We start from the raw sequence: 23,467 nt of genomic DNA on the forward strand, positions 1-23,467 counted from the left end.
CGGGCCGGGGCCCCCCCTACTCACCCCCGCCCCCCCCCCGGGGTGCTGGGGGGGGGGGGCCCGGCCCCGGGGGGGGGGGGGGCCGAAACTGGACGCCGTGCCGGCCGTCGCCCCCTCCGTCACGGCGCTGATAGCGCCGCGCCACCTCCCCCGTTTCTCGGGGGAGGAGCAGGCCTCAGGCGTCCTTGAAGCCCTTGCCCTCGGCCACCAGCCGCTCCAGCAGGGCCGACGGCTTGAAGTCGTCGCCGTGCTTTTCCTGGAAGGCCTTCATGCCGGCCAGCACCTTGTCGAGGCCGACGAGCTCGCCCCAGAACATCGGGCCGCCGCGATAGACCGGCCAGCCGTAGCCGTTGATCCAGACGATATCGATGTCCGACGCCCGGATGGCCTTGCCTTCCTCGAGGATCTTCGCGCCCTCGTTGACCATCGGATAGAGGCAGCGCTCCAGGATCTCCTGGTCGCTGATCTCGCGGCGCTGGATCTGGCGCTTCTGCGCGAAGTCGAGGATCACCTTCTCGACCTCGGGGCTGGGCTTGGCGACGCGGTTCTCGTCGTAGTCGTAGAAGCCCTTGCCGTTCTTCTGGCCGCGGCGGTCCATCTCGCACAGCACTTCGCGCACGGTGGACGAGGAGGTCTTGGCCGGGTCCCAGCCGATGTCGAGGCCGGCCAGATCGCTCATGGCGAACGGGCCCATCGGCAGGCCGAACTCGTAGAGCACGCGGTCGACGTCCCAGGGCATGGCGCCTTCGAGGATCAGCTTCTGGGCCTCGCGCTGGCGCTGGGCCAGCATGCGGTTGCCGACGAAGCCGAAGCAGTTGCCGACCAGCACGGCGACCTTGCCGATCTTCTTGCCGATCTGCATCGAGGTGGCGATCACCGACTTGTCGGTCTTCTCGCCGCGCACGATCTCCAAGAGGCGCATGACGTTGGCCGGCGAGAAGAAGTGCAGGCCGATGACGCTTTCCGGGCGCTTGGTGACGGCGGCGATGGCGTCGATGTCGAGGTAGGAGGTGTTGCTGGCCAGGATCGCGCCCGGCTTGGCGATGGCGTCGAGCTTGGTGAAGACCTCCTTCTTGATCTCCATCAGCTCGAACACGGCCTCGATGATCAGGTCGCAGTCAGCGAGGTCTTCGAGATGCATGGAGGGGGTGAGCAGCCCCATGCGCTTTTCGACGTCGTCCTGGGTCAGGCGGCCCTTCTTGGCGGTGTTCTCGTAGTTCTTGCGGATGATCCCGACGCCGCGGTCGAGGTTCTCCTGCTTGGCCTCGATGATCGTCACCGGGATGCCGGCGTTGAGGAAGTTCATCGAGATGCCGCCGCCCATGGTGCCGGCCCCGATGACGCCGACCTTCTTGACCGGGATGGTGGGGGTGTCGTCCGGCACGTCGGGGATCTTGGCGGCCTGACGCTCGGCGAAGAATACATGGCGCTGGGCGGCCGACTGGCTGCCGGTCATCAGCTCCATGAACAGCTTGCGCTCTTCCTTCAGGCCCTCGTCGAAGGGCAGGTTCACGGCCGCCTCGATGCACTTGATGTTGTTCTCAGGCGCCAGGAAGCCGCGGAACTTGCGGGCGTTGGCTTTGCGGAACTCGGCGAAGATTTCGGGCTTGCCGCGGGCGGCTTCGACCTTGTCCGACAGGTCGCGGACCTTCTTGAGAGGAGCCCCCTCGGCCAGCACCACGCGGGCGAAGGCGATGGCCCCGTCGCGCAGGGCGCCTTCCTCGACCAGGCTGTCGAACAGGCCCATGGCCAGAGCGGCCTTGGCCGGCACATGCTGGCCGCTGGTGACCATCTCCAGGGCCTTCTCGACGCCGACGATGCGCGGCAGGCGCTGGGTGCCGCCGGCGCCCGGGAGCAGGCCGATGTTCACTTCCGGCAGGCCGGCCTTGGCCGAAGGCACCGCGACGCGATAGTGCGCGACCAGCGCCACCTCCAGCCCGCCGCCCAGGGCGGTGCCGTGGATCGCGGCGACCACCGGCTTGGGCGAGTTCTCGATCGTGTTCTGAACCTCTTGCAAGGTGGGGCCGGTCATGGCCTTGCCGAACTCGCTGATGTCGGCGCCGGCGATGAAGGTCTTGCCTTCGCAGATCAGCACGATCGCTTGCACGGCCGGATCGGCGATCGCCGCCTCGAAGGCGCCCTTCAGTCCTTCGCGGACCCGGGCCGACAGGGCGTTGACCGGCGGAGAGTTCAGCGTGACGACGCCGATGTCGCCTTCGACGGTCAGATCGGTGACGGCGTTGATCGCGGCCATGCGGTTCCACCCTTTTTGGTTCGTTTGAACGCTTGTTTGACTAAAGCCAGCACGACGGCGCGCCAGAGTCCAGAGGGCGCGGTCGGCGCCGCTTTTTCGGGCGCCGGAGGTTGACGTTCAAGGCGTCGTACTGGACATTCGAAGGGTTCAGTTTCGGTCGAGATGGCGCCTGCCGGCGCGGGCCGACGTGACATCGCGTCGGCGCGTAAGCCTACGGTCTTCCAAGAACAATCGACCAGACTGGGGAGGGAGTTCGCACCAGGACCGGCCATCCGTCGCCGCTTGCAGGCGTGCGGGACATTCCAAGACCGATTCAGGCGCGGGCGCGACGCGGTGCATACGACGCGTCGAAACTTAGAGGTGAAGCGCACCTCGGCGCGGGGGCCAGGCTCCCGCGCCGCCTTGTGCGGGCTTGATGTGCGGGCTTGACCCTGCCGCGTCGCGAGCCGATGGAAAACCCATGACCGACACCACGCTCGAAGCCTTCGCCCGCGGCCTGCCCAAGGCCGAACTGCACATGCACATCGAGGGCAGCCTCGAACCGGAACTGATGTTCGCTTTGGCCGAACGCAACGGGATCACCCTGCCGTACAAGTCGGTGGAGGAGATCCGCGCGGCCTACGCTTTTTCGAACCTGCAGGACTTCCTGGACATCTATTACCAGGGCGCGGGCGTGCTGATCACGCGGGCCGACTTCAAGGACCTGGCCGTGGCCTATTTCGAGCGCCTGGCCGCCGATGGCGGCGTGCACGCCGAGATCTTCTTCGACCCGCAGACCCACACCGAGCGCGGGGTGGCCTTCGAGACTGTCATCGACGGCCTGCTGGACGGCATGGCCGAGGCTGAAGAGCGCCTGGGCGTCACCTCCAAGCTGATCCTGTGCTTCCTGCGTCACCTGTCGGAAGAGAGCGCCTTCGAGACCCTGGAGCAGGCCAAGCCGCACCTGTCGAAGATCGCCGGCGTGGGCCTGGACTCCTCGGAGGTCGGCCACCCGCCGGCTAAGTTCGCCCGGGTGTTCAAGGCCGCCCGCGACCTGGGCCTCAAGATTGTCGCCCACGCGGGCGAGGAGGGGCCGCCGGAATATGTCTGGGAAGCCATCGACCTCGTCGGCGTCGACCGCATCGACCATGGCAATCGTGCGCTGGAGGATACGGCCCTGACCGCTCGTCTGGTGGCGGACGGGACCACCCTGACGGTGTGCCCGCTGTCGAACCTGAAGCTGTGCGTGGTGCCGGACCTGACGGCGCACCCGATGCGCAAGATGCTCGATCTCGGCCTCAAGGCGACGGTGAATTCCGACGACCCGGCCTACTTCGGCGGCTACCTGCTCGACAACTATCTGGAGACCGCCAAGGCCGTGGACCTGACGCGGGATGACCTGGTGGTGCTGGCGCGGAACAGCTTCTCGGGTTCGTTTTTGGACGAGACCGAGAAGGCGCGGCGTCTGGCGCAGGTGGATGCGTACGTGGCGGGAAATCCCTCTCTCTGAGAGAGAGGGTCCAAGGAGGCTACCGCGCCATCAGGCCCATCAGCAGAGGCCTCGCGAACAGCCTGGCGGCGTCTTCGCGGGTGACGCCCGGGGCCCAGGCCTGCAGCGAGGCCGCGGCGTTGAGCATCGAGTTGATCATGTGCGCGGCCACCAGCGGGTCGACGGCGCGCACCGAGCCGTCGGCGACGCCGTCGGCAATCATGCCGGCGAAGCGGTTGGAGCCGCGGGCGTAGCCGTCGCTCATCTCGTGGCGGATCTCGATCGGCAGGGCGCCCATCGACGAGGCGCGCAGGAGCGGGCCGTGGTCCGACAGCTGGTATTCGACCAGCGCCGCCGTCGCCGCCGACACCGCCGTCCAGCCGTCGCTGGGAAGGGCCAGGGCCGATAGCTGGGCGCGGCGGGTGACCGCGAAGGTGCGCTGGAAGCACTCGACCACCAGGGCGTCCTTGTCCTCGTGGTGGTGGTAGAACGAGCCCTTGGTGACGTTCAGCGCCGCCGAGATGTCTTCCACCGAGGCGCCGCGATAGCCGCGCTGGTTGATCAGGCGGGTGGCGGCCACGAGGAAGGTCTCGCGCCATTCCTGGCCCTCGTCGGAGACCGGGGTCGGGTCGGGCAGGGCCGGCGGCGTCCAGTCGCGGCCGGGGCCGGCGATGCCGCCCACGAGAATGTCGTACATCCGCTCGCGCACCCGCTCGTAGTCGTCCAGATCGAAGCGGCGCAGCCAGGCGCCGGTCCAGAAGACCTGTTCGAGCAGCAGGTGTGCGCGGGCGTTGCGCTCGGCCTTGTCGAGGTGGGCGAAGGCCTCGCCGTCGAAGAAGCCGCGCACCCGGCGGAAGATGTCGGCGAAGGCGGCCTGCACCGAGGCGCGCATCGGCTCCTTCAGGGCGCGGATCTCGGTGAAGCTGGCCAGGGGGGCGTCCTGGCCCGCCCGCACCCGGCGCGACAGGTCCAGATACAGGGTCAGGAACTTGCGGATGCGGCCGGCGGCGTCAGGCTCGGCGGCGGCCTCGTCGATCATCGCGTCCAGCCGTTCCAGGCCCCGGATGAAGCAGGCGGCGGCCAGGTCGTCCTTCTTGCGGTAGTAGTAGGTGACGCTGGTGGTGATCAGCCCGACCTTGGCGGCGACGTCGGCCAGGGTCATGCCCTTGACGCCCTGGCGATTGAGCACGGCGGTGGCGGCCGCCAGGATGGCTTCCTTCTTCTGCGCGTAGCGCGCGGTCGCCGCGGTGACGGTGTGGCCGTCGTCCATAGTCTCGCCCCCTGCAACGCCGGACTTTCCGGCGCTGGACTCAAGCGTCCAATCTAAGCCTCGAAAGGGGCCGCAGAAAGGCCCGCCCCCAGTCTTTGTCGCTTAGTGGACGCGGTCGGGCAGGGCGGCGACCACGGCGCGGACCAGGGCGGCGGGCGATAGCGGCTTGGCCACCGAGCCGTTCATGCCGGCCTCGGCATAGGCGGCGGTCTGGTGGGCCAGGGCGTTGGCGGTCATGGCCACGATCGGCGCGGCGCCGGCGGGGCCGGGCAGGGCGCGGATGGCCCGCGTGGCCTCGACCCCGTCCATGACCGGCATCTGGATGTCCATGAAGATCAGATCATAGCCGCGCGCGGCCGCCACGATGCCGGCCTGGCCGTCCTCGGCCGTGGCGACGCGGGCGCCGAGGGCCTCGAGCATACGGGTCGCGATCAGGCGATTGACCGCGTTGTCCTCGACCAGCAGCACCTCCAGCCCGTCGAGCATCGGGGCGTCGTCGTCCTCGTCGTCCGTCGTCTCCGGGGCCTGGGCGGCGGGGGCGAGGATCTCCAGCCAGAAGGTCGAGCCCTGGCCCGGCGTGCTGGCAAAGCCGATGTCGCCGCCCATCAGCTGTGCCAGGCGGCGGGTGATCGACAGGCCAAGGCCCGCCCCGCCGAACCGCCGTGTGGTCGAGCCGTCGGCCTGGCTGAAGCGCTCGAAGAGGCTCGCCTGGGCGTCCAGCGGAATGCCGACGCCGGTGTCCTCGATCTCGAAGCGCAGGCGCAAGCCCTCCTCGGCCGGCGAGACGGACAGGCGGGCGGTCACCTGGCCGGCCAGGGTGAACTTCACGGCGTTGCCGATCAGGTTGAACAGCGCCTGGCGCAGCCGCACCGGATCGGCGGCGACGAAGGCCTGGCCCGTCGGCGGGGCCTCGACGCGGATGGACAGGCCCTTGGCCTCGGCCTGGGGCTCCAGCAGGTCGGCGACGCTGCGCAGCAGGGCCGACGGATCCAGGGTCTCGGGGGTCAGCTCCAGCTTACCGGCCTCGACCTTGGAGAAGTCGATGATGTCGTTGAGCAGCTCCGACAGCATGGCGCCGCAGCCCAGGGCCTCGGCCAGCAGGCGGCGGCCGTCGGCCGACAGCGGCTCGTGCTTGAGGAGGTGCAGCACCCCCAGCACGCCGTTCATCGGAGTGCGGATCTCATGGCTCATATTGGCCAGGAACTGCGACTTGGCCGCCGCCGCCGCCAGGGCCGCGTCGCGGGCGACCAGCAGCTCGGTGACGTCCTGGCTGATGCCGATGACGTCGAACAGCTCGCCCGCCCCGGCCCGCACGCCGCGCCAGTCGGTGCGCATCCAGCTCCAGCCCTCCCTGGAGGGGTCGGCATGGCGATAGACCAACTGGGCGTGCTCGCCGGTCTCCTGGGTGTGCAGGAAGGTCCGGGTCATGGTCTGGCGGTCGTCGGGGTGGATGGCGCTCAGCATCTCGGCCGCCGTCATCTGGCGGGCGTCGCCCAGCGGCGCGGCCAGGGTCGTGATGTCCTGCTCGAAATAGTAGATGCCCTTGCGGGTCTCGAAGCGCCAGACATAGACGCCGGCGGCGTTGCGCAGCAGCTCGTTGGCGCGCTCGGCCTGCTGGCGCTGGAGGCGGCGCAGGCGCTCCTCGGAAAAGTCCTGGAAGACGATCAGCAGCGCCCCGTCGGGCAGGATCTTCGAGCGCGAGCGCACCCACAGCCAGCCGCCGCCCTTGCGCGCCAGCCGATGTTCGGACTGCACCTGGCCCTCGGCCCGCAGCACCCGCCCGGCCTGTTCCAGCACTTCGGTGTCGTGCAGGTGCAGGAAGTCGCGGATCGAACGGCCCAGGGTCTCGTCGGGGCTCCAGCCGGCGATCGCGCTCCAGGCCGGATTGACCCGCACGATGGCGCGGTCCTGCAGCACGATGAACATGTCGAGACTGTTCTGGAAAAACCAGTCGGCCGCCGCACGATCGATGTTCGAGGCCGTCTCGCCCTCGGGACGCTTGCCCATCGCGCTCCCCTCGTCTTCAATCGATGAACGCAGGATGGGGTAAAGGTTGCGTTTCCCGTACCGCCTATTCGATCCGCGATAATAAGGCGACCGTGACTGAAGGTCGCGCCAGTAAAGGGGGATTCCCGTTTGAGCACGCCTGAAGCCGTCGGCCTGTCGTCGCAGCGCCTGAAGCGCATCGATACGTTCCTGCAGGCCAAGTATGTCGAGCCCGGCCTTCTGCCCGGCGCCCAGTTGCAGGTCTGGCGGCGCGGCCAGCTGGCCCACGAGACCGTGCTGGGCCTGGCCGACCGCGAGCGCAACGCGCCGCTGACGTCCGACACGCTGTACCGCATCTACTCGATGACCAAGCCGATCACCTCGATCGCCTTCATGATGCTGGTCGAGGAGGGCCGGGTCGCCCTCGAGGATCCCGTCCATCGCTTCATCCCGGCCTTCAAGGACCTGGGCGTGTTCGCCGCCGGCTCGCTGGGCATGTTCCAGACCAAGCCGCTAGCCGAGCCGATGCGGATGATCGACCTGCTGCGCCACACGGCCGGCTTCACCTATGGCTTCCAGCAGCGCGGCAATGTCGACGCGGCCTATCGCAAGCTGCATCTCGACGACCTGCCGGGTCCGCGCGACCTCCCCGGCTTCATCGCCGAGCTGGCCAAGCTGCCGCTCGAATTCAGCCCCGGCGAGGCCTGGAACTATTCGGTCTGCACCGACGTCCTGGGCTATCTCGTCCAGGTCATCTCGGGCCAGCCGTTCGACCAGTTCCTCAAGGACCGGATCTTCGAGCCGCTGAAGATGACCGACACCGGCTTCTTCGTGCCCGAGGCGCAGCAAGGCCGCTTCGCCGCCTGCTACAGCCTCGACCCCAAGGGCAAGGTCGTCCTCCAGGATGATCCGACCCAGAGCCCGTTCCTCAAGGACCCGCTGTTCAAGTCGGGCGGCGGGGGCCTGGTTTCGACGGCCGCCGATTACATGCGCTTCTGCCGCATGATCCTGAACGGCGGCCAGCTGGACGGCGCCCGCATCGTCAGCCCCAAGACGCTGAAGGCGATGATGCTCAATCACCTGCCGGGCGGCCGCGAGCTGACCGAAATGTCGAAGTCGCTGTTCAGCGAGAGCGTCTATGACGGCGTCGGCTTCGGCCTGGGCTTCGCGGTGACCACGGATCTGGCCCGCACCCGCACCATCGGCAGCCTGGGCGAGGCCTTCTGGGGCGGCATGGCCTCGACCGCCTTCTGGGTGGATCCGGTCGAGGACCTGGCGGTGGTGTTCATGACCCAGCTGATGCCGTCCAGCGTCTATCCCATCCGGCGGGAGCTGCGCACGCTGGTCTATGCGGCGTTCGAGGAGGCGGCTTAGAAAAACGTCCTTCTCCCCTTGCGGGAGAAGGTGGCGCCGACAGGCGACGGATGAGGGGTCTCTCAGATCCTTCAGCCGCCGCATCCGGTCGTTCCGCTTTCGCGGTGGAGAGGCCTGTCGACCCCTCATCCGTCAGCTTCGCTGACACCTTCTCCCGCAAGGGGAGAAGGATTTCAGAGCGGCGAAGCCGGCGGGGTATAATCCTCCGGCAGGGGGATGAACTCGCCGTCGTCCAGGTCGGGCAGCTTCATGCGGCCAGCGCGCCAGTCGGCCTTGGCCTGTTCGATGCGGTCCTTGGAGCTGGAGACGAAGTTCCACTCGATGAAGCGCGGGCCGATCGGCTCGCCGCCCAGCAGCATGACCACCGACGGCTCCAGGGCCTCGAAGACCACGGTCTCGCCCGGCGCGAACACGGCCATCTGGGCCGCGCCCAGTTCGCGGCCGGCCACTTCCACGCGGCCGCTGGAGACATAGGCCGCGCGCTCGGAATATTCGGCCGGCAGGGCCGCCTTGGCGCCGGCCGCCAGCTCCCAGTGGACGTAGAACAGCGGCGAATGCACCGGCACGCTGGCTTTCGCGCCAAAGGCCTCGCCGGCGATCAGGCGGGCTTTCAGGCCCGCGCCCTCGTAATAGGGCAGGTCGGCCGAGCCGGCGTGGTGGCTGAAGCCGGGATCCATCTCCTCGAATTCCTTGGGCAGGGCGATCCAGGCCTGCATGCCGTTCATCACCCCGCCCTGGCTGCGCAGGGTCTCGAAGCGTTCGGAGTGGGTGATGCCAGAGCCGGCGGTCATCCAGTTGACCTCGCCGGGCACGATCTCGATCTCCGAGCCGACGCTGTCGCGGTGGGTCATGGCCCCTTCGAACAGGTAGCTCAGGGTCGACAGGCCGATGTGCGGGTGGGGCCGCACGTCGACGCTCTGGGGGAAGTTCGGGTCGAAGCTGGCCGGGCCCATGTGGTCGAGGAACACGAACGGCCCGACCATGCGCCGCTTGGCGAAGGGCAGCACCCGCCCGACCTCGAAACCGCCGATGTCGCGGCGGCGGGCGTCGATGACGAGGTCGATCATTGGAGGGCTCCGGCAGGCTTGTTGCGTGAGGCGGAACCTCCCACGGCGGACGTGCGCAGTCTTGTTGAAATTAGCGGTCGGCGTAGGTCGTCTTCCACAGCTCGGCCAGCGCCTGCAGCGCTTCTCCGGGCTCGTCCTCCAGGGCGCGGGCCCGTTCGAGCCGCAAGCCTGACAGGGCGCCCTGGCGTGCGAGCTCCAGCCGGCGCATGGCGTCGGCGATGGCGGGGGAGGGGGCTTGAGCGGGAGCGGGAGCGGGGCCGAGGCCGAGGCCGCGCTTGCGGTGCGTGCGGACGGGGGCGGGGCGGCGGCGCTTGAAGGTCATGGGGGGTCTCCTTCCTTCTCCCCTTGCGGGAGAAGGTGTCGGCGAAGCCGACGGATGAGGGGTTTCTCAGGCTTTGGACGCTCCGCCCGGCCTGGCCGCCGCACGCGGCGGACCGTCTTGAGCGACCCCTCACCCGACCCCCTTCGGGGGCCACCCTCTCCCACAAGGGGAGAGGGAACGGGTTTGCGGCCTCTCGCGCGATCGCGCAGAGCTGATGGAGAGGGCGCGGGGCGTCCGGACCCCGTCCGGAGCTGTGTTTGAATGTACCGTTTCGACGAAGCCTTGACGCCCCGCGCGATCGTTTGACCTCAGGCCGGGGCGCGCGGGCCTCTTCCGCCCTTTACCCCTTCCACCGCGCAGGCTCCCCGTTTCTTGACGGCCGGGAGGCGCGGATGGCGCGGACCCTCGGGCGGGCGGGAGCCGATACAGGCAAGCCCCCGATAGGCGGGTTTACGTCCCCCGCCCTCCGTTCAAGCCCCGCCGGCCCGGCTCACGCCGCTCCAGGAGGCCCCGCTCGATCGCACCCCGCCGCACGCATCGGGCCGGATCCTAGCGCCCTCTCCCCGCGACGGGATGGAGAGGAGTATGCGGGCGGTTCGAGAGCCGTCGGATGGGAAACGTGTGTTTTTGTGTAGGGCGTTGATTGGGTTGGGGTTTGTGCGGCGGGGGATGGGGATAGGGGTGGAGTGCTTTTACCAGTCATCCGAAGTTCAACACTTCGCCACTACACAATAGTGAAGGGGGCAGTTACCGCTACGAGGTGGTGGAAAGAGCACCTTGTGGTGGATGCGCATTGAGATGCTACCATCGATATTCGGATGCGGCTCGCGAATCAATGCAGGCAAACATGCCCGATCTCAATTCAGTTACGCTACCTCGCGCGGTAGGTGAGCTTTTCGCGCTCAACGACCATGATGTGAATTATGGTTGTGAAGTAAATGGGGCGGAGGTCGATATAATCGCAAAATCGATTTCAAGTCCTTTCATGCCTACCGTGTATGTTGAGGTTACCGTTGAATATGTAAATAATGATAAGTACAGCAAGGATCTTACAAAATTTGCCATGTTGAGGGTGTCTGACCCTCAATGTATTTGTATAATAGTGTCTACGGAGGGCTTTAGTGGCCCTGTACGAGAGCGCGCTGAGAAGACCAACATTCAATGTTTAACGTATGATGACCTCTTTAAGAAATTCGAGAAATTTTCTCCATATATAGATAGAATTGTTGATAGTCCTGAAAACATTTCATTCGTTGAAAACTATGAGGAGCCGTTTCTCAGTGATTCGAGCGGTGAGCAGATAGCTACATCCTGGCTTAATGAGTGGGTTGTTGGGGCGTCTGTCGGTAGGGATTGGCTAATAGTTCTCGGGGAGTATGGTACCGGTAAGACGTCGTTGACGCGTGTGCTTCAGTACAGGTGGCTTGAGGCGTATAAAAGAGACCCTTCAAGGCCAATGCCCCTAAGAATTGAATTGAGATCTTTTACGCGTCAATTTGATGGTCGAGCGCTTCTTCATCATTTTCTAGATACCAATGGCCTGGTTCATATTCCGATCGATTTCCTCATCTATCTGATGAGGAAGGGGCGTATTGTCCTGCTTCTCGATGGTTATGATGAAATGGCGCAATTTCTCAATTTTCGAGAAAGGCGTGCTTGTCTGGCTGCGCTTGCCGAGTTGTCTAGCTATGGCGCAAAAGGGCTTTTAACCAGCAGGCCAAACTATTTCACGGAAAGTGAAGAGTTAAAGGTATTTGAGGCCCTTTATGACAATCTTGCTCGATCAAAAGTGTACTTGGGGCAAGCGGATAAAGAGTTCTTGGAGAAAGAGCTTGAGGTGGATTCGCTCGTTGAGCGATATATTTTGGAAAGATATGAGAGAAGCCTCAAGGATTTAACGCCCGAGCAGACGACTTCGCTCGTTGCTCGCAGGTTGGCCTCTGACCCTGTTGGTAAGGAGGTTGTTCTCGCGCTCCTCAAAAGGGTGTTTCGCGAGGGGCAAGATGGGCAGCGGACCGCGCTATCTGGTAAGCCGGTAATTATATCCTACCTTCTAGAGCTAATAGATGAAATAAAATCCAGTCCTGAGCCTGGGCAGGAGACCATTTCTGAATGGACCATTTACAAAATTATCGTTGATCGGCTTATGCTTCGGGATCAGCAGCGAGCCACAATCGCTTTCGATAAGCGAAGGCTCGCTTTGCAAGCTCTGGCCGTTCAGCTATCTCAAAGAAACTCTGGTGTTGCTGTAGATGAGGACTTTTATAAGATCATTGATCGTGATTTTCGAAATGAATTGAGGAGGTTGAGTCCTGATGAGCGTCAGCTTCGCAGGACGCAACTGTTCGAAGATCTGCATAGTTCGTCCACTCTTACGCGATCTTCCACAGTGACTGGCGCTGGGTGGTCGTTTTCGCACAACTCTCTGCGTGAATTTCTCTGTGTTGAGCACTACGTAGGCGCGCTTGATGGGGTGTCAGAGGGGGTTTCGATACCGGTAAGTGACGCAATGCGTATTTTTGCTTCCACCATGCCGCCGGCAGTTTTGGGTAATTGTCTCGATCGTCTTCAATCAGCCTGGGGGGCGCGTCAGGCCTATCCGAGAATTGGTAGATATCTTACTCTATTTTGGGATTTCTTGGTCGGTGGTGAAGAGGCATCGCGTCTATATTCTTTGACGGGTGGAGGTGATAAGGCTCTCCTTGATAATATTTCGATATCGGATGTTGGGTTCAGTAAGGTGTGGCGTCCTGCCATAGCGCGAGGATCCGAATTTACGCACGTCTCATTCGTTGGCGTGGATATTGGGGAGAGTGATTTTCGACAAGCAGTATTTGATGGCTGTGATTTCTCAGGCGCGGACATGCGGAAGTGTGATTTTTCGGGAGCACTGATCCATGAATGTGATTTTACAGATGTTAAGGTGAGGGGGGCGGATTTTGTTAATATTGATCAATCTTCAAGCTTCTTCATCAGGGGGAAGGATGGGGATGTAAGTGTTCTTACTGGTCGCGCTGCGCTTGGGTATTTGGCGTATGAAGGCGCGCTAACATCGGAAGTCGATGACTACAACGTATTGCGGTTCCATGTTGGATTTCCGACGGTTTTGAAAATAGGTGAAAGGCTACTTGCGCAGAGAAATGGACAGTATCTTGGGTTGACTCAAAAGGGTGAGGCGAGATCTGATCCGAAATTTGCAAGAGATTTTGTCGATTTTCTCGCATCTAGAAATATGGCGACTATTGATAGAAACAGGCTGGTGTCTCTAACTTCTTCTGGGCGTGATGTGATGTCCAGGCTAGTCGAGAGGGAGGTTCTTTCGGAGGATATAGCGCAATTTTTGCGTAAGACGATTTAGGTGGACACCACCTCTGTACTACCGCCGCCCCTTCCTGAACGCCTCCGCCTTCTCCGCCCGGTGCTCGGCCCGCACCCGCTTCGGCGCTGACGTGTCCACCGTCTCCCCAGCCCCCGTCAGGGCCTCATTCGCGAACTCCAGGTCCAGCAGCTTCATGCGCTTGATCTCGTCGCGCAGGCGGGCGGCGGTTTCGAACTCCAGGTTGGCGGCGGCTTCGCGCATCTTGGCTTCGAGGTCGCGCAGGGCGGCCTTGAAGTTGTCGCCGCTGAACGGCTTTTCGGCGCCCGAGGCGTCGCTGACGCCCATCGGCACCAGGACGCGGTCGCCGCGCTCGTAGGGGCTGGCCAGGATGTCCTTGATGTCGCGCTTGACGCTCTCGGGCGTGATGCCGTGCTCGAGGTTGTAGGCGTTCTGCTTGTCGCGGCGGCGCTGGGTCTCGGCCATGGCCCGCTCCATGCTGCCGGTGATCCGGTCGGCGTAGAGGATGACCTTGCCGTCGACGTTGCGGGCGGCGCGGCCGATGGTCTGCACGAGCGAGGTCTCCGAACGCAGGAAGCCTTCCTTGTCGGCGTCGAGAATGGCCACCAGGCCGCACTCGGGAATGTCGAGGCCCTCGCGCAGCAGGTTGATGCCGACCAGCACGTCGAAATGGCCCAGGCGCAGGTCGCGGATGATCTCGATGCGCTCCAGGGTGTCGACGTCGCTGTGCATGTAGCGGACGCGGACGCCCTGTTCGTTGAGATACTCGGTCAGGTCCTCGGCCATCTTCTTGGTCAGGACGGTGACCAGGGTGCGGTAGCCCTTGCTGATGGTCTGGCGGATCTCGTCGACGACGTCGTCGACCTGGGAGGCGCCGTCCTTGGCGACTGGGCGCACCTCGACCGGCGGATCGATCAGGCCGGTGGGGCGGATGACCTGCTCGGCGAAGACGCCGCCGGCGCGCTCCAGCTCCCAGTTGGCGGGGGTGGCCGAGACGTGCACCGACTGGGGCCGCATGGCGTCCCACTCCTCGAACTTGAGGGGGCGGTTATCCAGGGCCGAGGGCAGGCGGAAGCCGTATTCGGCCAGGGTCCATTTGCGGTTGCGGTCGCCCTTGTACATGGCGCCGATCTGCGGAACCGTCTGGTGGCTCTCGTCGGTGAAGAGGAGGGCGTTGTCGGGGATGTATTCGAAGAAGGTCGGCGGCGGCTCGCCGGTGCGGCGGCCCGACAGGTAGCGGCTGTAGTTCTCGATGCCGGCGCAGGAGCCGGTGGTCTCGATCATCTCCAGGTCGAAGGTGGTGCGCTGCTCCAGGCGCTGGGCCTCCAGCAGCTTGCCGTTGGCGTTCAGCCACTCCAGCCGCTCCTTCAGCTCCTTGCGGATCTCGATGATCGCCTGGCGCAGGGTGGGGCGCGGGGTGACGTGGTGGCTGTTGGCGTAGACCTTGATGGTCTCCAGGTCGGCGGTCTTCTTGCCGGTCAGCGGGTCGAACTCGCTGATCGCCTCGACCTCGTCGCCGAACATCGACACGCGCCAGGCGCGGTCCTCGTAGTGGGCGGGGAAGATCTCGATGGTGTCGCCGCGGCGGCGGAACGTGCCGCGGTCGAAGGCGGCGTCGTTGCGCTTGTACTGCTGGGCCACCAGGTCGGCCATCAGCTGCTTCTCGTCGACCCGGTCGCCCACCGTCAGGGTGAAGGTCATGGCGGTGTAGGTCTCGACCGAGCCGATGCCGTAGATGCACGACACCGAGGCCACGACGATGACGTCGTCGCGCTCGAGGATCGCCCGCGTGGCCGAGTGGCGCATGCGGTCGATCTGCTCGTTGATGGAGCTGTCCTTCTCGATGAAGGTGTCGGTGCGCGGGACGTAGGCCTCGGGCTGGTAGTAGTCGTAGTAGCTGACGAAGTACTCGACCGCGTTCTCGGGGAAGAAGGCCTTCATCTCGCTGTAGAGCTGGGCGGCCAGGGTCTTGTTGGGGGCCAGGATCAGCGCCGGGCGCTGGGTGGCCTCGATGACCTTGGCCATGGTGAAGGTCTTGCCCGAGCCGGTGACGCCGAGCAGCACCTGGTCCTGGTCGCCGTTCTCGACGCCCTCGACCAGCTCCTTGATGGCGGTCGGCTGGTCGCCGGCGGGTTCGTAGGACGACACCAGCTTGAAGGTCTTGCCGCCTTCCGACTTCTCGGGACGCGCCGGGCGGTGGGGCGTCCACAGCATCGGCATGCCTTCGAGCGCCTGGTCCAACTGGGCGTCGAGGACGAAGGGCGTCGAGGCGTCGGAAACGCCGGGGTTCTGGCTGCTGGGCATGGGCCAAATCTAGGCGCCCGAGGCCGTTAAGGCCAGAGGGCCTGCTGACAGCGACTGTCAGCAGGTGGCGGGAGGTGGCGGCTAGTAGCCGCCGGCGTAGTCGCCCGAGAGCGGCACGGTGATAGCGCGGCCATATTCCCGCATCACCGAGACCACCTCGGGCCGGGCGACCAGGGCGCGGCGGCGGGCGTCGAGCTCGGCGTCGCGCGATGGGATGGCGGGCGGGGAGGGCCCGTCGCGGAAGGCCTTCAGCGCGTCGCCGCGCAGGGCCGGATCGCGCAGGCGGCGGATCATCAGCTGGGCGGCCTCGTCGTCGCGGCCCAGGCACAGCAGGGCGCCCGAGAGGGCGTAGGGGTTGTCGCGCCAGCCCTTGCGCAGCTTCTCCAGCGACTTGCCGGCGGCGGCCTCGTCGCCCAGGCGGTGATGGGCGCAGGCCCGCAGCTCGTCGAGCCACATCAGGCCGAACGGCGAGGCGATCGAGGCGTCGGCGGCGTCGACCACCTTCAGCACCTCGGCCGAGCGGTCCAGGCCGAGCAGGAGGGCGGCGCGGGCGGTGTTCTGGGTCAGCTGGTCCTTGGCCACCGGTTGGGCCAGCAGGGCGTCGGCCTCGTCGAAGCGGCCGACCTCGCTGAGCACGGAGGCCTGGATGGCGACCAGCATCGGGGCCGACAGCTCGACGTCTTCGAAGGCCTCGCCGGCCTTGAGGCGGGCCAGGGCGGCGGCGCCGGCGGCGATCGCCTCGTCGCGGCGGCCGAGCGAGCGCAGGTGGTCGACGCGATAGGCGACGCGCTTGAGGTTGGCGGGCTCGCGCCGGGACTGGTCCTCGGCCTTGGCCAGGGCGGTCTCCAGCACCTTGGTCCAGTCGAAGCGGCCGGCGGCCTCCATCTGCGCCCATAGCGGGGCGAAGCGGCGATCCTGGGCCACGGCCAGCAGCGTGTGCGGCGCGCCGGCGCGGTCGAGCACGGCGCCGGCGCGGGTCATGTCGCCGTCGTCGGCGGCCAGCTGGGCGCGGACCAGGGCCCAGTCGTTGTCGACCTGATCGTGGCCGTCCTCGGTGGGCCAGTCGAGACCGCGCAGCAGGTCGAGCGCGCGGGCGCGGCCGGCGGGATCGTCCTTCAGGTCCTCGACCGTCTGGCCGTACATCTCGGGCGGCAGGGCGGCGACCTGGGCGGCGTCGGCGGCCACGGCGCGCTCCAGCGCCGCCAGCTCGCCCTTGCCGTCGTTGCGCGAGGCCGCATCCGCCAGCAGCACCATGCTGGCCGAGGCCAGGATCGGCGGCGGAACGTCGTCGCGGTCGAGCCGGCGGGCGGCCGAGACGGCGCGGGCGTCGTCGAACGGCCGGCAGACGACGACGGCGTACAGCACCGCGTCGCGGCGGAAGGCGTCCAGCGCGTCGAAGCCCCGGCGGGCGACCAGCGCGTCGACCTGATCGGCCAGGGCCGCGGGGCACTGTTCGTCCTGGCCGCCGCCGTCGGTCTTCGACAGGTCCAGCATGCGGGCGATCAACGCGTCGGCGTCGCGGGCCAGGTCGGGGGCGGCCGTGGTCGGCGCGGCCAAGGCCGGGACGGCGATGGCCATCGCCGCCGCCACGGCGGCGAGATGCGGTTTCAGGATCATGCAAAGCCCCCGGTCACGTTTCGACTAAGACCACGCAGCAGGCCGCGCCGCAACGTCGCAACACCGTGTTCAGCCGCAGGTTCGTCGCGGATCGTCGGCTTTGATCGCGCAGAGGATCTTGCCGCCGCGCGCCTGGCCATAACGGGCGAGGACCCGTTCGGACAGCTGCTCCCACTTGGCGCGGGTGTCGGCGGCGGCCACCGCCATGGCCTTCTCGTAACCGCCGCGGCCGGTGTGGACCGTGTCCTTGTTCAGATAGTCGTGCTTGATGCGGCCGCCGCAGCTGGCCCATTCGGGAAAGCCGTAGCAGCCGCTGATCAGGCCGGCGGGAACCTCGTCCGGCTGGGCGGGGCCCAGCCATTCGGCGGGCGCGTCGCGGTTCAGGCCCTGCGGGTCCTTGATCGTGGGGGCCGCGCGCGGGGCGTCGACCCAGTTGGTGTGCGAATAGAAGTCCTGGGCGGCGTGCAGGGCCAGGCCGAAATATTCCAGCACCCGGCACTTGGCGGTGTCCTTGTCGCTTTCGTCGAACTTGCAGCCGGACTCCACCGAGACATCGCCCAGCGACAGGTCGGGACGCACCAGGTCGCCGGCGCGGCGCAGGGCCTCGTCGAGATTGCGGTACATCAGGGCGCGGCAGGCGCGCAGGGCCTGGTCGGCCTGCGCTCGGCTCTGGTCGTAGTCGCGCGCATCGAACCAGTCGCCGTCGTCGCAGTGCGCCTCGGTGACGCTGATCAGCCCCCGGAAGGGGCGGTCGGGCGCTCCGACGGCCCCGAACGTGCCGGCGCCCACCATCAGGCTCGTGCCGGCCAACTGGTTGAGGGTCAGCCGCTCGAAGCCGGCGGGCTCCAGGGCCCGGCGGGTGATCCGCTCGTGCTCGGCGTTCTGGCCCAGCTTGCGCACCGTGCCGAAGGCCTGGGCGGCTTGCGGCGCCAGGGCGGCGGCGAGCGTCGCAGCGGCGGCGGCGACGGCCAGGAAGCGCGAACGGATGGACTTGGACATGATGCGGGACCCCCACTGGCCGAACAACCGGCGGTCACATTTTCCGCGGTTCCCTTAACGGCCGGTGTGGCGAATGTCACAAGCGCATCACTCCACCGACCTGGCCGCGCCGACCGGGAGCGGGCTCGAGGCGAAGAGGTCGAGGATCCGCCGACGAGCCTCGGCCGTCGCTCTCGCGGAGGGGTGCAGTACGCTGACATGGCCGCCGCCGTGGCGAACGACCTCCAGGCGGTCGTCGTCCAGGCACGATCGGTAGTCCTCCAGCGGGCGCACGACGCGGTCGCGGTCGCCGACGACGAGGATCGTGCGGCGGCTCAGCGGGCATCGTGAGAGCCCCTGGAAATAGGCGGCTTCCTGGGCCTGTACGCCCTTCCCCCAGAGCTGGAGGCGGGCGGCGCCGTAGAAGCGCGCCGTGCGGGCGCGGGTGTCCGGGGCGAGGCCCAGCCCGTCCAGGAACCTGTCGGGATCGTCCACGCTCCCGCCGGGGGCGGCGAGCACCACCTGGTTCAGGCAGGCGAGGAAGTCGTCGGAAAATCGTCTGTGGAAGTAACCCCCGAAACTGAAGGCGTAGAGCGACACTCTTCGGTCGCAGCCGTACTCCCGGCGCACATAGGCTTCTATCGCCCTGGCGTCCTGGGCGATCGAGGCGATCCCGCCTTCGAACAGGCGCTGGGACAGGTCGAAGGTGTAGTCGCCGCCGCCGAACTGCACGACATCGACGCTCAGGCCGGCGGCGATCAGGCCGGCCACGTCGTTGACCAGGCCCGGTCCGAGCTCGGCGTGCTGGCCGGGGCCGCCGGTGAGGTAAAGCACCGCGCCCCTGGCGTTCGGCGCCTCGTAGTGATCCACGAAGATTCCGCCGCTGCGACGGACGCTGTGGGCGGCCACGGCCTGGCCGCCGCAGTCGATCTCCACGGTCCGGCCGCCGCGGCGCAGCCAGTGCCTGGCCGTGGCGACGTCCTGGGTCGTGCGGTAGGGCGCGCGGCTGACCAGGGCCGTACCGGTCGCGGCGTTGACCGCCAGTCCGGTCACGGGGGAGCCGGAATCGATGGCGACCAGATCCGACACGGCGCCCGCCAGCGAGGTGTCGAGGCCTTTCGCCGCGAGGCCCTCGGCGGACCAGTATCCGTAATAGGCCTGATCGGCGTCGCCATCGATCAGCACGGCGCGGGAGCGGCCCGCCGATTCCGAGACCAGTCCCCGCTCGGCGGAGATGCGAACCACCCCGCCGCTGACGAGCGCCATCGCATCGCGACCGTCGAACTTGAACGTGAGGTTGGCCCTGCGCTCGGAGAAGGGCGAGCCGTTCTCGGCCAGTCGCCGCTCCGCCTGCCCGTCCAGGGCGTACCAGACGCTGTGGTCGGCGTCGGCGCGGAAGACCTGGACCGATCGATCCGTCGACAGCCTGCCGTAGACGCTGCGGGCATTGCCCGGAATCCGGCTGATCCGCCCGGCCGCTCGCCGCATGTAGGCGCGCAGGCGGTCGCTGTTTTGCAGGTCCGCAGGCGACAGGCGCAGGTCGACCAGGCCCAGGGCGGCGAAGTCGCCTTTCAGCGCGATCCGTTCGGCAGGGGTGGGGACGCCCAGGCGATGGATGGTGACGACCGCGTCCGCGCTCGCCCGTCCCTGGGCGTCGGCTTCGACGGCGCTGGCCATGAGCGTCCGATCGTCGACGAACCAGGCTCCCCGCGGAAAATCCGCATCGCCGCCGATCGAGCGCACCGGACAGGATGCGGCGCGCGACAGGAGGCAGTCGGTGGGAACAAAGGTCAGAGCGCCGTCTCGCCGGGCGTAGACGTAGCCGCCCTGCGGCGAAACGCCGAGGGAGGAGGCGTGGCAGAAGGGCGCCTTCCAGTCGGCTGTCTCTGCGATCACCGGCCCGGAAAGGGCGACGGCGACGGCCAGAGCGGCCAAGGCGAGAACACGCTTCAACACCCCCTCCCTCGGGTCACTCCAGACGCTTAGGGGACCTTGGTCAGGATGGCGTCGCCCTTCCCGTCCATATCCCAGTCGAGAGAGACAGTACCGGTCTCCTTGTTGATCAGGAGGCCCGCATCGATCTCACCATCGCCGTCACGGTCGGCATAGTAATGCCTGCCGCCGCCCAGCGTGTCCGATTCTTCCGAATGCACGGCCACGGTGCCGCGCGTGCCGGTCATGCTGTCTTCGATCCTGAGATCGCCCTCGACGATCAGTTCACCGTTGTAGCCCTTGAGGTAGGTGTTCAGCCTGGCCTCGTTGATGTTGATAGCGACCTTGTTCCAGTCGATATCCTTCATGATCTTGAGGATCTCGGCGATATCGGAGGCCGTGACCGGCGCAAGACCGGCCTTGGGGCCGCTCGGAGCGCAGATGAAGGCTTCCTCGTCCGCGGGATCATACTGGGGCTCGGACCATTCGAAGAATTCGCCCCAATCCCAATCCTCGTCTTCTGGCGGCGTGACGGTGATTTCGTCGACGCTGTCGTAGCCGCCGGCGATCCAAGCCATCTCGGCGGGCGTCAGTGTGCGCACCTGGTTCCTCCACTTTTTGTTGTGTGCAGGAACTGCGTAAATCACAGATTTCATCTATTCAACTACTAATAGTATTTATTTTATGTTTCGCCTGAAGGGTGCGGTCTGGCGTTTCGCGGCGGCGCGGCTTTCCCTTGCGCGACCGGCGAAAGCGCGGTGTCGCGCCCGTCGGCGGCGGCCTCTATCCGACCCCTTCGAACCGTGCGGCAGCCCAGTCGATGAACACTCGCGTCCGCGCCGACAGCTGGCGGTCGCGCGGCCAGAGAAGATGGACCGGGGTAGGCGTCGGCGGATGGTCGGCCAGCACCTCGACCAGGGCGCCGCAGGCCAGATGCTCCTCGGCGCGATAGCGGGGCAACTGGATCAGGCCCAGGCCCAGAAGGCCCATGGCCAGCGAGCTTTCGGCGCTGGAGACCACGATGTCGGCGGAGACCTGGACCTGGCGGACGGCGCCGTTCTCGGTGACCTCCAGGGGATGCCAGCCGCCTTCGGGGCGCGAGAAGCCGACCATGCGGTGGCGGGACAGGTCGGCGGGGGTCCGCGGTGCGCCGTGGCGCTCGACATAGGCGGGAGCCGCGCAGGTGATTTCGGGCAGCACCGCGACGCGGCGCGCGGCCATGCCGCCGGAGGGGCCGCTCTCGGCGGGCGTTCCCAGGCGCAGCACGCAATCGACGCCCTCGGCCACCAGGTCGACGAGCCGGTCGCCCTCGGTCATGCGCAGGCGCAGCTCGGGATAGGCCGCCAGGAATGCGGGCAGGCCGGGCAGCAGGAAGCGGCGGGCCAGCGCGCCCTGGACGTCGACCCTCAGCTCGCCGCGGGGGCTGGCGCGGCAGAAGGCGTTCTCGGTCTCGTCCAGGTCGTCGAGCAGCTTCAGGCAGCGCCTGTAATAGGCCTCGCCGTCGAGGGTGGGGACGACGCTGCGGGTGGTGCGCTGCAGAAGGCGCACGCCGAGGCGGGCCTCGAGCTGCTGCACGGCTTCGGTGGCGGTGGAGCGGGGCAGGGACAGGTCGGCGGCGGCCCTGGTGAAGCTGCGGCGCTCCACGATGCGGGCGAAAAGGCGCATGGCCTCGAAGCGGTCCAGGGCGGCGCTCCATTATTCGTAAAGTCGAATAGTGATGCCTCTTTTGCGGTAATTATTCAAATCCGGCGATGGGCCACAGTGCGCCGGGTTCGACGTTCGCGTGCCGCAAGGAGGCCCCCATGACCACGACCTTCAAGACCGCCCTGGTGACCGGGGCCTCCGGCGGCATCGGCGCGGCGACCGCGCGACGCCTTGCGCAGGACGGCTTTGCGGTGGTCGTCCACTACGGCGGCAGGGCCCAGCCGGCCCAGGCCCTGGCCGCGGAGATCGAGGCGGCGGGCGGCCGGGCCGTCGCCATGCAGGCCGACGTGGCCGACCCGGCGGCGGTGACGGCGATGTTCGCGACCGCCCAGGCCGTCTTCGGCGGGATCGACGTCGTGGTCGCCAACGCCGGCGTGCTGGAGCTGGCGCCGATCGCCGAGACCGACGACGCCCTGTTCGACCGGACGATCGCGATCAACCTGAAGGGCGCGTTCAACGTGCTGCGCGAGGCCGCCCGCCAGGTGCGGCCGGGCGGGCGGATCGTCAGCGTCTCGACCAGCGTCGTGGGCCTGCTGCTGCCGACCTACGGCGCCTATGCGGCCTCGAAGGCGGCCGTCGAGGCCCTCACCCAGATCCTGGCCCGCGAGCTGCGCGGCCGAGAGATCACCGCCAACGTCATCGCGCCCGGGCCGACGGCGACCCCGCTGTTCCTGGAGGGCAAGTCGCCGGAACTGGTCGAGCGCCTGGCCAAGGCCGCGCCGCTGGAGCGGCTGGGCCGCCCCGAGGACATCGCCGCGGCGATCGCCTTCCTGGCCGGTCCGGACGGCGCCTGGGTCAACGGCCAGGTGCTGCGGGCCAACGGCGGGATCGTCTGAGCCTCAGCCTACGCCGGCGAGGTCTTGCGACAGGCGCCACAGCCGCTCGGCCAGGGCCGGGTCGTCGGCCCAGGCCGCGACGCCCTTGCGGCCGGTCTCGCCGCCGTTGCGCACGGCGATGTCGCAGTCCTCGCAATAGACGCCGCCGAGCCCGTCGAGGCGCGGGCTGGTGGCGCACCACAGGCTGGTGGCCGCGCCCTGCTCGGGGGTCTTCATGCCGCGGGCAGGATCCACCTTGGGCCGGCCCTGCTCGTCGAGGGCGTCGAAGCGCGCGATCTCCTCGGACGACAGGTGGCGGGCCAGGTCGGTGAGGATCTGGCCCGGATGCAGCGAGAAAGCCCGTACGCCGTCGCGCCGGCCGCGGGCGTCCAGCCCCATGGCGAAGAGGGCGTTGGCGGTCTTCGACTGGCCGTAGGCGATCCACTTGTCGTAGGGGCGGGCGAGAAAGTCGACGTCGTCGAAATCGATCCCGGCGATCTGGTGGCCGCGCGACGACACCGCCACGACCCGGGCGCCGCCGGCGGCGCGCAGGACGGGCATGAGGCGGCCGGCCAGGCGGTAGTGGCCCAGGTGGTTGACGGCGAACTGGGCCTCGCGGCCGGCGGCGTCGCGGGCGAGCGGCGAGGCCATGATCCCGGCGCTGTGCACGAGGATCGACACCGGCTCGCCGCGGGCGACGAGGCCGGTGGCGAAGGCGTCGACGCTTTCCGGATCGATCAGGTCCATGGCTGCGATCTCGACCCCCTCGGCGTCGGCGATGGCCGCGCGGGCGCGGTCCGGGTCGCGTGCCGGAACGACGACGCGGGCGCCGGCGGCGGCCAGGGCGCGGGTGGTGACCAGGCCCAGGCCCGAATAGCCGCCGGTGACGACGGCCAGGCGGCCGGAAAGGTCGATCCCGGCCATGACCTCGTCGGCCGTCGTGGCGGGGCCGAAGCCTGAACCGATGGGCTGCTGGGGCGTGGGCATGACGAAACCTCCGAATGTCAGGATCGTCATTGTCGGCTATGGGTATTGGACG

General features: G+C 67.1%; 16 protein-coding genes. 4 read left to right on the forward strand and 12 right to left on the reverse strand.

Annotated features, from left to right (window positions below):
- Positions 1–175: 175 nt before the first annotated feature.
- A complete protein-coding gene (locus tag P7A99_RS18240; RefSeq protein WP_277795185.1) occupies positions 176–2,254 on the reverse strand; it encodes a 3-hydroxyacyl-CoA dehydrogenase NAD-binding domain-containing protein in 2,079 nt (692 codons plus the stop codon).
- 460 nt (positions 2,255–2,714) lie between these two features.
- Here P7A99_RS18240 and P7A99_RS18245 point away from each other — a divergent pair, with 460 nt between their 5' ends.
- Positions 2,715–3,743, forward strand: a complete 1,029-nt coding sequence (locus P7A99_RS18245) for an adenosine deaminase (protein ID WP_277795186.1) — start codon at positions 2,715–2,717, stop codon at positions 3,741–3,743.
- Between the two features lie 19 nt (positions 3,744–3,762).
- On the opposite strand, the gene P7A99_RS18250 is transcribed toward P7A99_RS18245, so the two are convergent.
- On the reverse strand, positions 3,763–4,992 hold the full coding sequence (locus P7A99_RS18250; protein WP_277795187.1) for a TetR/AcrR family transcriptional regulator: 1,230 nt from the start codon (positions 4,990–4,992) through the stop codon (positions 3,763–3,765).
- A gap of 102 nt (positions 4,993–5,094) precedes the next feature.
- The gene (locus P7A99_RS18255; RefSeq protein WP_277795188.1) at positions 5,095–6,999 is read right to left on the reverse strand and encodes an ATP-binding protein; all 1,905 of its coding nucleotides are present in this window, start codon (positions 6,997–6,999) and stop codon (positions 5,095–5,097) included.
- Positions 7,000–7,128: 129 nt separating this feature from the next.
- On the opposite strand from P7A99_RS18255, the gene P7A99_RS18260 reads away from it, so the two are divergent.
- The gene (locus tag P7A99_RS18260; protein WP_277795189.1) at positions 7,129–8,352 is read left to right on the forward strand and encodes a serine hydrolase domain-containing protein; all 1,224 of its coding nucleotides are present in this window, start codon (positions 7,129–7,131) and stop codon (positions 8,350–8,352) included.
- Positions 8,353–8,525: 173 nt separating this feature from the next.
- Here the strand turns inward: P7A99_RS18260 and P7A99_RS18265 are convergent, their stop codons facing one another.
- Both P7A99_RS18265 and P7A99_RS18270 read right to left on the reverse strand, forming a co-directional pair.
- Positions 8,526–9,419, reverse strand: coding sequence for a pirin family protein (locus tag P7A99_RS18265; protein WP_165256795.1), 894 nt, complete (start codon positions 9,417–9,419; stop codon positions 8,526–8,528).
- 70 nt (positions 9,420–9,489) lie between these two features.
- On the reverse strand, positions 9,490–9,741 hold the full coding sequence (locus P7A99_RS18270) for a hypothetical protein (RefSeq protein ID WP_277795190.1): 252 nt from the start codon (positions 9,739–9,741) through the stop codon (positions 9,490–9,492).
- Positions 9,742–10,588: 847 nt separating this feature from the next.
- Between P7A99_RS18270 and P7A99_RS18275 the strand changes: the two genes are divergently transcribed.
- Positions 10,589–13,099 (forward strand): pentapeptide repeat-containing protein, encoded by a 2,511-nt coding sequence (locus P7A99_RS18275; protein ID WP_277795191.1) that lies wholly within the window; start codon positions 10,589–10,591, stop codon positions 13,097–13,099.
- 18 nt (positions 13,100–13,117) lie between these two features.
- Here P7A99_RS18275 and uvrB read toward each other — a convergent pair whose 3' ends face one another.
- The 6 genes from uvrB to P7A99_RS18305 form a co-directional block, all read right to left on the reverse strand.
- Positions 13,118–15,382: an excinuclease ABC subunit UvrB gene (gene uvrB, locus P7A99_RS18280; RefSeq protein WP_277795192.1), complete on the reverse strand. Its 2,265-nt coding sequence runs from the start codon at positions 15,380–15,382 to the stop codon at positions 13,118–13,120.
- Between the two features lie 81 nt (positions 15,383–15,463).
- Positions 15,464–16,999, reverse strand: coding sequence for a hypothetical protein (locus P7A99_RS18285; protein ID WP_277795193.1), 1,536 nt, complete (start codon positions 16,997–16,999; stop codon positions 15,464–15,466).
- A gap of 69 nt (positions 17,000–17,068) precedes the next feature.
- The gene (locus tag P7A99_RS18290) at positions 17,069–17,998 is read right to left on the reverse strand and encodes a hypothetical protein (RefSeq protein ID WP_277795194.1); all 930 of its coding nucleotides are present in this window, start codon (positions 17,996–17,998) and stop codon (positions 17,069–17,071) included.
- A gap of 87 nt (positions 17,999–18,085) precedes the next feature.
- Positions 18,086–19,930 carry a hypothetical protein gene (locus P7A99_RS18295; RefSeq protein ID WP_277795195.1) on the reverse strand — a complete coding sequence of 615 codons (1,845 nt, stop codon included), beginning with the start codon at positions 19,928–19,930 and terminating at the stop codon, positions 18,086–18,088.
- A 29-nt stretch (positions 19,931–19,959) separates the two neighbouring features.
- A complete protein-coding gene (locus P7A99_RS18300; protein ID WP_277795196.1) occupies positions 19,960–20,511 on the reverse strand; it encodes a hypothetical protein in 552 nt (183 codons plus the stop codon).
- Positions 20,512–20,692: 181 nt separating this feature from the next.
- The gene (locus tag P7A99_RS18305; RefSeq protein ID WP_277795197.1) at positions 20,693–21,574 is read right to left on the reverse strand and encodes a LysR family transcriptional regulator; all 882 of its coding nucleotides are present in this window, start codon (positions 21,572–21,574) and stop codon (positions 20,693–20,695) included.
- Positions 21,575–21,711: 137 nt separating this feature from the next.
- On the opposite strand from P7A99_RS18305, the gene P7A99_RS18310 reads away from it, so the two are divergent.
- Positions 21,712–22,449 carry an SDR family oxidoreductase gene (locus tag P7A99_RS18310; protein ID WP_277795198.1) on the forward strand — a complete coding sequence of 246 codons (738 nt, stop codon included), beginning with the start codon at positions 21,712–21,714 and terminating at the stop codon, positions 22,447–22,449.
- Positions 22,450–22,452: 3 nt separating this feature from the next.
- Here the strand turns inward: P7A99_RS18310 and P7A99_RS18315 are convergent, their stop codons facing one another.
- Entirely contained in the window at positions 22,453–23,415 is a 963-nt protein-coding gene (locus P7A99_RS18315) for an oxidoreductase (RefSeq protein ID WP_277795199.1), read from the reverse strand.
- Positions 23,416–23,467: the final 52 nt, after the last annotated feature.

The organism is Caulobacter endophyticus, from assembly GCF_029543245.1.
Lineage (GTDB): Bacteria > Pseudomonadota > Alphaproteobacteria > Caulobacterales > Caulobacteraceae > Caulobacter > Caulobacter endophyticus_A.